This window comes from Paenibacillus sp. FSL F4-0097 (genome assembly GCF_038593125.1).
Classification (GTDB): domain Bacteria; phylum Bacillota; class Bacilli; order Paenibacillales; family Paenibacillaceae; genus Paenibacillus_AQ; species Paenibacillus_AQ odorifer.
This window is the reverse complement of sequence record NZ_CP151965.1, coordinates 2506409-2519678: the sequence shown is the minus strand read 5'-3', so window position 1 is coordinate 2519678 and position 13270 is coordinate 2506409. Positions and strand designations below refer to the sequence as shown.

Genomic DNA, 13270 nt, shown 5'->3' with positions numbered 1-13270 from the left:
CGCCCTTTTAATTCAACCTAACTAAGAATGGACGCCGTCCCGCTAGTATAAAAGCTCTCCTCCGGCCCTAAATAGGAATAAGGAAGCTGGGCAGCGGACAATACAAGCTTTTGCAGAACCAGACCCGCATCCAATCCGTAAAAGCGGAGGGTATGAAGACCCTTTGTTAAAGCATGGCTGGTGGTCACAGCATGAATATTGTCCATAACCGCGCGGCACCACGGTTCATTATCATGATTACCGCCTTCAAAGTTCGTTGGTAAAGCATCCTTAATCACGGGTGCCTGATCATCGAAACCTATCGCATATTTCAACCCACTAGTTTGTGACAGATTGTTTGTCGGCGCAATATACGCGGTTAAGCTATAATCAGTGTCCTGCTGCACTATAATCCGATATTCCAGATAAGGTGCATCCTCCGGTTGTTCAAAAGATACAGCATCCGGATACATTTTAACCGAGGATAAAGAACGTCCATAGCTGTCAATGGTCTTCCATACCACCCCTGATTTCGAAACACGAGTTATGGTATGCTCCGCTTTAATGGACACAATATTATGGGTCTCGATGAAAGTCATCGGTGGCACATCCGGAATGTCTATCCAATCCACGGCTGCCTTCACCTTAACTATATTCCCGGCACCGGAGATCGTAATTTCGCCCGTCGATGCTTCTTTGACCTTCTCCCAATCTACGGAAACCTGAAGCGTCTCCCCTGCCTCAATCCAGCCGCGTATTTTCTCAAGCTTGATCCAATCCACGCTGCTCCGCACCTGATATTCAAAACCCGCTTCTCCACCGTTACTGATTGTTATGCGATAATTTTCTTTTTGAAGATTTGTAATTACCGGAAGTTCAACTGTGCCGGAAACATACGCTTGTTCCGTTCCTTCCACATCGACAATCATTAAAGAACCTTTGGCGGGAGTTTGGGTGTTTACATCCGGATAGTTCCACCCTTCTGCATTCCAATGTATATACCCAACATGAGGGGAACTCATCATTCCCTGCCATTTCCCATCCGAAATTCCGCTATTATAAACCAGCTCCAGATGCTTATCCCTTTCGATGGTTTCGCAGGTCAGAGCAGCGTAAGTATTTGCCAACATACTATTTCGTTTAGCGTATAGATGGTTCAGTCCTGCATAAATTTGCATTTTGACCACATTGGCCGAGGCAACAGCAGGGAAATATACGAGCTGGAAGTAAGCATCCTTTAGTTGTTCCGGGATTAGCTCATCGTATTTGCCGGCAGCCTTCTCGATCATCACCGCTTGCTCCAGAACTCTGTGCGCCTCATTGTAATGGATAGGACTGAAGGTGGACGGATAAATAATTTCAGGCTTGCGCCGACCGTTCATCCGGGTATAATCACCTAACAATTGTGCGATTCCCAGACATGTCTCTTGTTCCAGCGCATATCCGAATTGCTGCTCTACCCAACGGTTGGTGTATTCCACAATCCGATTGATTGCACCTGTCCCCCAAGCCTCAAAATCGTAGGCCAAATCCAGAAAGTAGGAAATGGGCAATTCCATAGGCTTCAAATCTCCGACGTTCACAATCCATACATCACGGATGCCATAGTCGAATGCCATACACATTTGCTCCCAGACTTTTTCAAGCGGGGTCGTATTTAACCATTCATAGGAATGCGGACCACCATGATAGTCAAAATGATAATACATCCCCCATCCTGCGCTGCGGTTACGTTCGTTTTTCGTCGGGATTTTGCGGAGATTGCCAAAGTTATCGTCAGCAAGCAGGATCGTAACGTCATTCAGAACATCCCAGTCCTTCAACCCTTCCACCCCGGCAGTGCCATACCAGTACTTCTCAACTTCCTTATAAACGGCCAAAATTTGCGGTGCATGTTCAAGATTGTATTTCTTCAATAGTTCTTTTTGCGTAAGTATAATATCCTTCAGCAGATCAATATTCTCCTGGTCGGAGCCCTCCAGCGCAGAGTCACTTTCCCCCCGCATGCCTAGGGTAATCAAGTTATCAAAGGCCTGATTGCGCTTGATTCCGTCTTCCCAGAAATCTGTAATCGCCTGTTTATTACGGGCGAAATCCCATAGGTTACTTGTTCCGTATTGGCTGTATACCTTCTGCCATTCACTGCCTGCCCGGAATAAGGGTTCATGATGGGAGGTCCCCATAATAATTCCGTATTCTTGTGCATGCTTGGCGTTGGCAATCGGGCTGCTTTTACCATTCAGGCTGAATTCGGCGCTCCACATCGCCGGCCATAAATAATTCCCCTTCAAGCGAAGAATGAGTTCAAATACCTTGTCATAGAAATCTTCATTAAAGTCACCAAATCTTTGAGTTACCCAAGAACCTAAAGACGGCCAGTCGTCATTCAAAAAAATACCTCTATATTTAACCGAAGGCTCCTTGGAGATCACATGAAGCTGGTTATCAGGAATGGACAATGCCGGCTTCTTCTCCGGCACAATATCCGCCCAGTACACCCAAGGACTAACTCCAATCTTTTCGGAGATCGAATACAACCCGTAAATCGTCCCCCGTTTATCACTTCCTACAATGACGAGCGCCTTGTCCACTCCCGCTGTGGGTTGTTCAACCACCTGAATTTTATAACATTCTCTTTTACCTTGGATGGCCGATACATCAACGGTTCCCTCCGCGATTAAATCATCGATATAATCATTACTCCCTATCGACCCAGCGATTATGACTGTTCCATCCAATTCGTTCAATTGTGTATATATCTCAGGCTCTACCTCTGTTACCTGTTTAACATCTGCTGCAAAAGACTGTGCCACCCGGCGTAATCCCTCATAATCTTTCCCCATGGGGTCTACGTAAATCTTGGCAGCACTGCCCTGCTTCACAAGGTGCAATTCCTTCGTAGGCATGATAATTCTCCCCTTAAGCATCCTATTTTCGTATGACTAGGCACATTATATAAGTAAGCGATTTCAACATCCATGTGTAAACTAGCAACTTTTTGTAATTATTAAATGAAACTTTGTTTATCGGTTGAACAATCTGGATATTTGGTGTTACTGTTAACAGGTATTCCTTCTAATAAAAATATGTTTTTTGCAAGCGCATCCATAACAAGAAAAGCTTATACAAAAAGCGAGGATGATCAATATGAAAAACAATAATGGGATCATTACAGGAGGCAAGATTGAAGGTCCAAAGGCACCCAAGGATCCGGCTGAACGCAGGAACGGTTTTTTTGTGCTCTACGAAACCGCGATTGAGGCGACAGCCTGGGCCGAAGGTCCACCTTCACAGGAAGTTTATCTGGAAGGTAACTATCTAATCGACAAGGCCAGATATATTGGCGGCGTCACTGATGAGACAATACTGGAGCTGCTAGGAAACTGCGTTGGATTTCGCAAATTGGTTCATAGTATTGGAGTGTCTGTGAGAAGGGATCCTGAGCAGAACGAGCCCATCTCTTTTCTATTGCAGAACTGGGGCAAAACCAGCAAATACGAAACAGGCAGCAGCATACGTGTGCCCTGTCCCTCCGACGGTTCTGAGATTCTCTTGAAGTTGGAGGATTTGGAATGGTCTGAAGAGGATGCAGTGCTCGGCAAATTCGCCTTTGAATTTAAACATGAAGGCGAACTGGCCATTGCGAGTATAATTTTTTATTTGCATGACGGTTATTCTGTACCAGAGCTAGTCATTGAACCGCCTGTAGCGTTTGATTCTAACGAATACCGGGAGATCATTACCCAATCCTTGCTTCATCCGGGCAATAATAAAAGATTAAAAACTGCCATCCATAAGGCTATAAAAGGTGAGGATGTCACGATTGCTTATATTGGGGGTTCCATTACTCAGGGAGCAGGCGCTAAACCGATCCATACAGAATGTTATGCCTACCAATCGTATCTGAGATTTAAGGAATTATTCGGTACGAATGGTGGCGGGAACATCCATTTTGTGAAGGCTGGGGTAGGTGGAACACCATCCGAGCTTGGGGTCATCCGTTATGAAAGGGATATTCTCCGGGAAGGTTCTGTAACACCGGATATCGTGGTGGTGGAATTTGCGGTAAACGACGAAGGGGATGAAACGAAAGGCAACTGTTTTGAAAGCTTATGCCTAAAAATACTTTCCGCCGATAATAGACCGGCAGTAGTTCTCCTGTTCAGCGTGTTTATGAATGACTGGAACCTGCAGGAACGGCTCTCCCCCATTGGCCGAGCTTATAATCTTCCTATGGTTAGTGTAAAGGATGCGGTATCCGGGCAGTTCCGCCTAAGCAAAAATGAGGGGAACATCCTCTCGAAACGGCAATTTTTCTATGATATCTATCATCCTACTAATGAGGGTCACCGGGTGATGGCAGATTGTCTGGCTTATTTATTCTCCGAAACCCACAAAACGCTAATGGACGAAGATGATCTCCTATTGGATCAGCATCCGGTCATCGGGAATGATTTTGCGGGAACCCTCCTGCTGGACCGCAAAAGCCATATTGACGCAGGCAGGATTGAGGTAGGCGGATTTTCGGGGATCGATACCGATTTGCAGCGGGTAGAAATGGATGCCAATTCTTTCGGAACTCCGGAATTCCCTCAAAATTGGATGCATTCAGCGTCGTCTGGGGAACACAGCTTCAAGCTGACGATAACAAGCAAAAATCTCATCCTCGTATACAAGGATTCTGGCAGCAGCGAATTCGGCAAGGCGAACATTTACGTCGATGGTTGTCTTGTAGTCACCGCTGATCCACATGAGAATAACTGGACACATTGCAATCCGGTAATTCTTTATCAAAATGAGGTTAGCGGGGAGCATCAGGTAGAAATCAGAATGGTGCCGGAAGATCAGTACAAGTCTTTTACTATACTTGGCTTCGGCTATAATGCTTAATTAGTTGACCCTAGTGGCATATAACCTAAAAAGAAACCCATGGTCTTTAAATGACCTGGGTTTCTCAATAATTTGAGGAATCTTTTTCTATTTAGTAGGCAGCTTTTTATCTAGAATGGCCTTCACATCTTTAACAAGCTGTACGGATGCTTCAATCTCCAACTTACTTGTTGAAACACTTTCAATACTGCAACCAATAGGAATTCCCTTCTCCAGCCCGAAATCTAGCAATTCTTCAAAGATTTTTTGTGATAGCTGGATTGATTTATCCAAAATATCATTCGAGTATTTTAACTCGTTTTCTAACCATCCCGGGATACTGATCCCTAACCACTTCATAAATTGTAATGTTTTCGCTGTGCCGCATGGTGCAAGATTAAATAAAATAGGAACCATCTCAAAACCGTTATTTGTATAGTAATAATATAAATCAGACAATAAATTCTTAGATGCCTCTACATTATAAGTTGCCTGAGTGATAAAAAAGTTGCACCCATTGTTGGTCTTTTCGACAACCCGTATATGCTCATCATTCTTTTTTATATGTCTTTCCGGAATGACAACTCCACCAAAAGTTAAATTACTATTTAACTGTTTGCTTAGCTCATAAGCATCTGGTAAATTCAATTTCACCTCTTGTTTACTTGACGAAGCGCCCACATACACTGAAAATCTATCTTCATTTTCGTCAGTTTTAACCCAATCCTCGAACTGGGCTCTTGTATCATTACCGACGCACCGGTAAATTATCTTTGGGACCTCCACCTGTCTTAGATATTTATCACCATAGACAGCCGGATCAATCGTTGGTAAATAGGGATAAGGTCTTTCATGATCCACTCTATCTACTTCTTCTTGAACGTCGTACAGAATTAACGCATCTAAATCAAGGTTTTTAAGTCTTTCAACCTGTTTCTGGGCGATTTCCGAGACCTTTTCTGGTGCGTGGCTTGCCTTCGGTGGTGTCATCCCATATGTTATAATACCCGGGTTTTTGCTCAATATTTTTTGTTTAAATGTATTCTCTGCCGCTCCCAAATTATAAAACCCCTCTACTCGTCGCTTTTAAGATAAGGTTACCATGGCAGGCTTAATATGTGTAACTTCTATTTACTATATCTAGTTATATTTTAAAGCTATGATTCCCTAATGATACTTTTCGAGTAGTACATGTTGACAACCATTTGGTGTGACTATAATATTAGAAGTCCTGCCAACCTTAGTTGGCGATAAGGGGACCAAAAGGTTCATTCTTATTTAAAAAGGGTGAGTATTATGAATAAAGAAGAATTAATGGAAAGCGCACGTAACACAAAGAAAGCTGCTTATGCCCCTTATTCTAAATTTCCAGTTGGAGCAGCCTTATTGCTTAAAGATGGAAATGTTATTAATGGAGTAAACGTAGAAAATGTATCTTTTGGCGCTACTAATTGTGCAGAGAGAACAGCAATCTTCACAGCTATTACAAAGGGCTATACTAAAGGTGATTTTCAGGCTATAGCTGTAGCAGGTGACACAATGGATTTTCTGCCGCCATGCAGTATCTGCAGACAAGTATTATCGGAATTCTGTTTGCCTGACATGCCTGTCTATTTAACCAATGAGAAAAAAGAGATCTTAGAGCTGAGTTTAAAGGATTTATTGCCTTATGCATTCAAAAATTTAGATATGTAAAAATAATTCCTCTCGTAGTGGAATAACAAAAACACGCGTACCTGTGTTAGACAAGTACGCGTGTTTTTGTGTTAAAAAGCTTAGTCAGAACACAGAGTTCACAGACCAGACACACCGCGTAAATACGTTGTTACTTACCAAATCGCAATTCCAACCTTATCTTTTTCTTTAAATACTACCTTTATCATTTCCAAAGCATTTCTTACCCTAAATTCAATAAATTCTTTATCATAGTCTGTATGTAGTGCTATAGTATCTAAATTATCAAGCAAAATAAGGAATTCACTTTCCAGTTTTTCTATTCCTTCATCAAATGCAAAAATATTCGTATTCTTTAAAGAATATATTAACTCACATCCGAGTTCACTAATTAAATCATTTCCCCAGAGAGTTTTTCTGCATGATTCGAAACCAAATAAATTATTGTGTGGTGCAGGCACCTGCTCCTCCAAAAAATTAGTATCTACAATTATTCTTCCCTTTTGAATTACACTAATTATCAAACTCATATAGTTAAAACCTCTCAATGAACATCATCAATAATAAAAAAACAAGCGATCCATTGAGATAAAAGGTTAACACTTCCTCTCGATGATCGCTTGCTTTTAGTAGCTATGCATAGTCACATTTCAAGTTTTCCCTGTGATTTTTCATTTAGGATGAGAAAAAAACATCAAAAAGTCCTGTATAATCAACAAAGATTTTTCATTTAATGTGAGAAAAATTTCAGAAGATTAATTTAAACCATCATATTTTTCACTTAACTTGAGAAAAAGGGCATTTTAGTAGTATTCATGATTCTTGCATAATATACAATTCTCTTCAACGATCTCTATCTAATCAATAATCCGTCTATGGGTCTAAGACTCTTCCCACTTTCTCCCTATTATTCAGCAAGGATGAACAGCTCAAATAAATGAGAGAGGCTATGACTATGAAGGTGTTCCATAGTTTCACCTCCTTGGAATAATTATTTTGAAGATAAAAGGGATGCGCCCTCGATTATACCATGGGCTACATCCTTCATGAATAACAGTGCTAGTTGGATGGTTTGCCTTCAGCTGCAGAATTGATGCAAGGATTAACTCAATAAGAAGTGAGATGAACACAGCCCCGTTTAGTTGATGTTGAAGGAAGAAATATCCCGATATAATCCAAATAATACCCAGTATTGACGTAATAATTCGATTCAACTTAATGGTATTCATTTGGATAAAATCTTGTTGTATCAATTCTACCCCCCAATTGCGTTATCAACTTTTAACCCATTCTATCAATAAAATATTTAAGTTTAATTTCAGAATTGTTGCTAAATTATTAATTCGTAACTACTTGATTAGGCTCTATAGCCTTGTCGTTTAACTGCATAAAAGGACGCTTCCCACTGCTACGCTTGGGTTTCGTCCTCTATTTTAAATCAGATATAAGATATAAGTACTCTTAACCGAAAAAGGCACACCGCAATCCTTCAAGTGAATCACGCGTTTCAGCCTTCAAGATCCTTGCCTCCTGGATAGAGGAAAAAAAATAGTGGCCACGTGGATACATGTGTAACTCTGTAGCTACGCCCGCGCGTAGCAACCGTCCTGCATATTCAATGGCCTCTTCTGCAAAGAGATCTATCGACCCAACGCTGATATAAGCGGCTGGTAATCCCGAAAAATCTTCTTTACGGGCTGGTGAAGCGTAGTTCCTCCACACCAGGTTCATGTTACGTTAAGCAAATCAAAACCACTATTATATATAGTTACTTTATCTCCATACATCCTTAAGAATTGGTTGCAACTCGAACATTTATCAACCAGCAAACAATTATTTTTATTACTGCCCCGCTCTTCAATCAACTTATTTAGAGACGTTTGATTAACGATATACCTCTGACAAACAACCGCCTCTCCGCATGATGCAGAAAGTGCGGTTGTTGTAAGTCGAGGATTTTAGTGCGTTTCAGAATGATCATCAGAGTACTGAAATTCAGATTAACTGATTTTATAAACTTTTATAAGAATACGCAAACATTTTTATTCTCGCTTCTTTGAAAATCGGCGTTGGAAATAATAAGACATTGTTTAACTCAATAGGAAGTACTTCAATTTCAATTAAGCTTAAACTGTTCTTATGATCGACAATTTCGATATATAAGATCTGTTTTCCAGGCATTGTTAAAATTAATGGAATTTCTGCGATACCATCATGAAATTGAACATCGATTAACGTGGTATCAGTAGCTGAGAGCTCTACATCACCGAATTTTCCGGAGGATTCAGTGCTTGATAGCATATAGCCGGAAACTCTTAATTTAACAATTTCATTAAATAAATCAGTTTCAATACCATCCTCGCCATAGACATTATTATAGATGCTTAATCTAACATTAGTTGGTTCCCCAGCTTTAATAGTTGTTTGGCTTATTTCAATGGAACTAGTCAGTGAGTTTTTAAGCTTAAGCGGAAACATATTAGTGATTTCCATCCAACCCGGAGATGACCAATCTGACCACAACTGTTCATCGTATACCTTGACCCGGACTTGGAATGCTTGACCGGCTGGCAAAGGTTTACTTACTGTCCATATGTTATTATTTGTTGTTACCGCTTGCTTGACCTCACCTGAATCTACTACTGTCGTTCCACTTTCATCCAAGATCTGTACTTGGTACGCCGAAAAATTCGTTAATGCTGCATCCCCTTGGGTCCATTGAATCGCTGGCTGGCTTACATTACTACTCTCTGGTGCATCTTTACTACCCAGTGGATAGGTTACGGTTGCTCGCGGGGCCACATTCTCTTTCACTAACGCTAATGTGCTTCGTGCGACTATCGTTCCATCCCCTAGTTGTCCTTTGCTGTTGTCGCCTCCCATTGCCCACACACTTCCATCCACCTTGGAAGCTAACCAATAACCTTTTCCGGATGCCACAGCATTTACATCGCTTATTCCTTCTATTTTAGAAGCAGAGTTTCCACCTACACTCCATACACTTCCATCTCCTAAAACTGCAAGCAAGTCTAATCCGCTTTTTGCAGAAATACTCTTAATTCCACTTGGGCTGCTGAGTTCCGTATAATAACCATAATTTCCGCCCCACATTCCGACGCTACCATCTTTCTTCAATGCATACTGATAATTTGATTCTGTCACTTCTATACTCGCAACATTTGTGACGGCCTTAATTTCAAAAGGCTTTAATACGGTCTGCGCTGAAGTTCCCAGAATCTCGTATTGGCTATTACTTCCCCATCCCCATACCGTTCCGGCACTCGTTATGGCATAAGCTGTTTGCTTCCATGTAGCTAATGCACTCACTCCACTAACACCTACAACTTGAGCAGGATAATATCGATCTATGGTTGAGTTGACTCCTAGCTGTCCGACATTATTCATTCCCCATGCCCATACCGTTCCATCACTCTTCAATGCGTAGCTACTAAATTCGTTAGCCGCAATTGCAACAACTCCTGTTAAGGAGTTCACTTGTGTTGGAACGGAGATAGGACCATTGCTGTTTCCAGTTCCCAATTGACCAAAAGTGTTACGACCCCATGCCCATACTGTACCGTCACTCTTTAATGCCATGCTATGATATGTTCCGGCAGTAACTGCTATGACGTGATTTAATCCAGGAACTTGCACCGCTGTTGTTTTTGAGGTAGTCGTTCCATCCCCTAATTGACCAAAATCATTACTTCCCCATGCCCATACACTTCCATCTTCTTTTACGTGAAGGCTGTGGTCTCTTCCTGTACCAACAAGACTCAATGGAGTCCGAACTACATATACTCCTTCAAGTGAAGAGTTCCCTGCTTCGTCCCATGCAATTACTTTGAAGGTGTATGATTTATTAGATTCCAGATTATTAAATGTATACGCAGTATCAGTAATATTATCTAAAAGTATAGAATCTTGATAAATATCATAACCTGTAACGCCCACATTATCAGAGGAAGGAGACCAAGATATCCTCACGTTATCATAATTAAATAAATCAATATCAAATCCAGTTGGTTTAGACGGTCTCGTCTTATCAACTTTTGCGTCGCCGAAAACTTCATCGCTGAGATTAGCAGCTATATCTACTGCTCTGGCATATACATTATTTAACCCTTCATTATCAATGATAAAAGGTACGGTGTAGTCCTTCCATTCTCCGTCTAATCCTATTTTATATTGATATTTTTGGAACCCACTGTTTGGAAAACCCTTGTCCGTATCGCTTCCACCTGACAGCGTAATCTCAACCGATTGATTGGTCCACTTTAATGGTTCAACTTTCATTAGTGGTTTTTGAGGATTCGTTTTATCAACTTTAGTTACCCCAGTAACTTCCCCACTAAGGTTAAATACATTATCCACTGATCTGGCGTAAACATTGTATAGTCCTTCTGTATCAATCACAAAAGGATCTTTATAATCTTTCCATTCTCCGTCCTGATTTATCTTGTACTGATATTTTTGAAATCCACTATCCGCATCGGTTCCACCATCTAATGTAATAGTGACAAACTTATTCGTCCATGTTGTTGGATCAACTGTCATTACTGGCACTGTCGGACTGGTAGTGTCAACTTTCACAATTTCAGTTAATACTTCAGAATCATTTCTATTTTTATCTCGAACATAAGACTTGAAATTATATATACCAGTATTAGGGAGTGCTATTGGCTCATTGTATTCCTTAAATTCTGAATCGTTAAGATCATAAAAGGTTTTATAAACCCCAGACGCATTATCAGCTCCGGTTAAGTTATAAAAAGCGTTTTTCCCATACCATTCATTTATGCCTTTTACTCCATCCACATGTGAGCTTATTGTTGGAATTGTTTCGTCTTGAGTACCTCCTAGATCTAGTTCTACAGTAGGACTAACGCTACCTTCGAAGTTACCATCGCCATTCTGATCTATCTGAAGCACCACTTGCCCATTCTGATTAACATCAGCTTTAAATATTGAGCCAGGAGTAACAGCAACATTGTCAAAACGCATTGTTCTATCTTCAATATCTTTTTCGTTTGACCATACAATTGAGAAGGTTAATTCACCATATCCTGTACCAACGATACGAACTTTATAGTTTTCAACATCATTAACTAGAGCAATCTTTGTTTCTCCATCTGTAAAATAATTGATATCTGGAATATTTGACTCAAATGTTTCGGCGCCTGTTGGTCCCGTATGATTACCAGATGAATCATTTATATGCAGCTCTACCGGGCATTCTGCTTTGAATTTTATAGTCTTTATTTCTTTTGTCTCATTACGAATTTTATCAGAGACAAATTCATTAGGTTTATCTTTTAAAATCTTTAGAATTTTTTGCTGTACTTCAGTACTTTTTACTAGACCTAAATGAGATCTGGTAATATAAAAAGTTCGTGCCTTATCAAGCTTAAAACCTACTGTCGCACTGGAAACCGGAACAACACCATCTCCCTGTATACTTTTCACATCAGCAAGAACTTTATCGTTTATTGAAAGAGAGTGGTATACAAGTTTACCAGGTGTTGTTTTCTGATCACCTACTATAAAGTAAGAATCTACTTTCTTAAGAGTATTGAGCACATCCAAAGCAGAGTGGAAATCTTTTGCTTTGTCAAACAAACCATTATTTGACCAATCTCTACTATTTTTTATATAGCTCTCTGTATCACTGAAAGTATTATACTTTCTAACCTTCATTCTCGGTCCGTACGGATCTTGATATGTTTGGGTCTCAATGTATCCATTGGTTTGGTAAGAAAAATAGTCCTTTGTAGGAAGTAATTCATATATAGAGGGAACATTTTTCTCCAGATTTTTCACTGCATCGCCTGCCAGTAGAACGGCTAATAAATTGTCTGTCAGATTCCCTGTTTCAAGCATGTTGATAGCTTGAGGAGCGCCTAGAAATGGTGTGCCTATTGTAATCATTTTTTTTATTAAATTACTATTTCCCTGTCTTATAAATTCAGTGGCGACAATTCCTCCCATGCTATGAGCAACAATGTAATAATTACTATATGGAGACGCAGCCCGCTCAATATTTATTCTTTCTTTCAACTTCTGTGCATTTATACTGGAGCCTAATCTCCAATCGTAGGGAAAATCAACGACGTGAAATCCTTCGTTTTTAAAGAAGGCTAAAATGTCATCATAATCACTGATACTGTTGTGAACGCTAATGTTATTTTTACTTTCTCCTAAAGTGGTCATTTGAAGGCTATTAATTTGGCTACGAATGCGAGTAAGATTTTTGCTATTCTCAGGCTCCCATACTTGCTCATCGCCCAGAAACAACTCACTTCCCATTATTCCAGGTAAAAATATTATTCTATCTTTATAAACTGTAACTGTACACTCATTAGTATAGTAAGGTTGATCGGTCGGCTGTACAACAAATCTATAGCTTCCTTCATCTTTGGGTTCATAAGAAAAATGGTCTCCCCAACTTGATTGTTCATAATAATAATCCGATTGTAAGTCACCATCTTTATAAATATTAATGAGTACTGGGTGAGCCTTATCATTGAAACTATAATTGATGTATATCTTTTCTCCATATTTCACGACAGCATTATCTGGGTATACTGATGTACTCAATATTCCGATCGAAGATTGTTCGACTGGATTATTGCTGTATACAGATTTATGAACTGAATTAGCATATGTATAGTTTTGGAGCTTTCCAGTTGGACTAAATAAAGAAACAATAACTGTAATAATTATACTTAATGAAAATATTCCTTTCATA

General features: G+C 40.2%; 7 protein-coding genes. 2 read left to right on the top strand and 5 right to left on the bottom strand.

The window, feature by feature from the left end; all coding sequences use genetic code 11:
• Positions 1 to 17: 17 nt before the first annotated feature.
• Positions 18 to 2885: a glycosyl hydrolase 115 family protein gene (locus tag MHH86_RS11195; protein ID WP_342479727.1), complete on the bottom strand. Its 2868-nt coding sequence runs from the start codon at positions 2883 to 2885 to the stop codon at positions 18 to 20.
• 241 nt (positions 2886 to 3126) lie between these two features.
• Here MHH86_RS11195 and MHH86_RS11190 point away from each other — a divergent pair, with 241 nt between their 5' ends.
• Positions 3127 to 4869, top strand: a complete 1743-nt coding sequence (locus MHH86_RS11190; RefSeq protein WP_342479726.1) for an SGNH/GDSL hydrolase family protein — start codon at positions 3127 to 3129, stop codon at positions 4867 to 4869.
• An 87-nt stretch (positions 4870 to 4956) separates the two neighbouring features.
• Here the strand turns inward: MHH86_RS11190 and MHH86_RS11185 are convergent, their stop codons facing one another.
• A complete protein-coding gene (locus MHH86_RS11185) occupies positions 4957 to 5907 on the bottom strand; it encodes a methylenetetrahydrofolate reductase (RefSeq protein WP_254924596.1) in 951 nt (316 codons plus the stop codon).
• Positions 5908 to 6144: 237 nt separating this feature from the next.
• Between MHH86_RS11185 and MHH86_RS11180 the strand changes: the two genes are divergently transcribed.
• On the top strand, positions 6145 to 6543 hold the full coding sequence (locus MHH86_RS11180) for a cytidine deaminase (RefSeq protein ID WP_076186474.1): 399 nt from the start codon (positions 6145 to 6147) through the stop codon (positions 6541 to 6543).
• Between the two features lie 134 nt (positions 6544 to 6677).
• Here the strand turns inward: MHH86_RS11180 and MHH86_RS11175 are convergent, their stop codons facing one another.
• From MHH86_RS11175 to MHH86_RS11165, 3 genes are all read right to left on the bottom strand, one after another.
• Positions 6678 to 7052: a hypothetical protein gene (locus MHH86_RS11175; RefSeq protein ID WP_076316565.1), complete on the bottom strand. Its 375-nt coding sequence runs from the start codon at positions 7050 to 7052 to the stop codon at positions 6678 to 6680.
• Between the two features lie 931 nt (positions 7053 to 7983).
• Positions 7984 to 8253, bottom strand: a complete 270-nt coding sequence (locus MHH86_RS11170; protein WP_076316563.1) for an alpha/beta hydrolase fold domain-containing protein — start codon at positions 8251 to 8253, stop codon at positions 7984 to 7986.
• 279 nt (positions 8254 to 8532) lie between these two features.
• Complete coding sequence (locus MHH86_RS11165; RefSeq protein WP_342479725.1) at positions 8533 to 13269, bottom strand: hypothetical protein; 4737 nt, start codon at positions 13267 to 13269, stop codon at positions 8533 to 8535.
• Position 13270 lies beyond the last annotated feature (1 nt).

What these genes read in the sequence shown, in the direction of transcription:
- MHH86_RS11170 (WP_076316563.1), bottom strand. Translation starts at nt 8,253, where the DNA reads ATGAACCTGGTGTGGAGGAACTACGCTTCACCAGCCCGTAAAGAAGAT.
- MHH86_RS11175 (WP_076316565.1), bottom strand. Translation starts at nt 7,052, where the DNA reads ATGAGTTTGATAATTAGTGTAATTCAAAAGGGAAGAATAATTGTAGAT.
- MHH86_RS11195 (WP_342479727.1), bottom strand. Translation starts at nt 2,885, where the DNA reads ATGCCTACGAAGGAATTGCACCTTGTGAAGCAGGGCAGTGCTGCCAAG.
- MHH86_RS11165 (WP_342479725.1), bottom strand. Translation starts at nt 13,269, where the DNA reads ATGAAAGGAATATTTTCATTAAGTATAATTATTACAGTTATTGTTTCT.
- MHH86_RS11180 (WP_076186474.1), top strand. Translation starts at nt 6,145, where the DNA reads ATGAATAAAGAAGAATTAATGGAAAGCGCACGTAACACAAAGAAAGCT.
- MHH86_RS11190 (WP_342479726.1), top strand. Translation starts at nt 3,127, where the DNA reads ATGAAAAACAATAATGGGATCATTACAGGAGGCAAGATTGAAGGTCCA.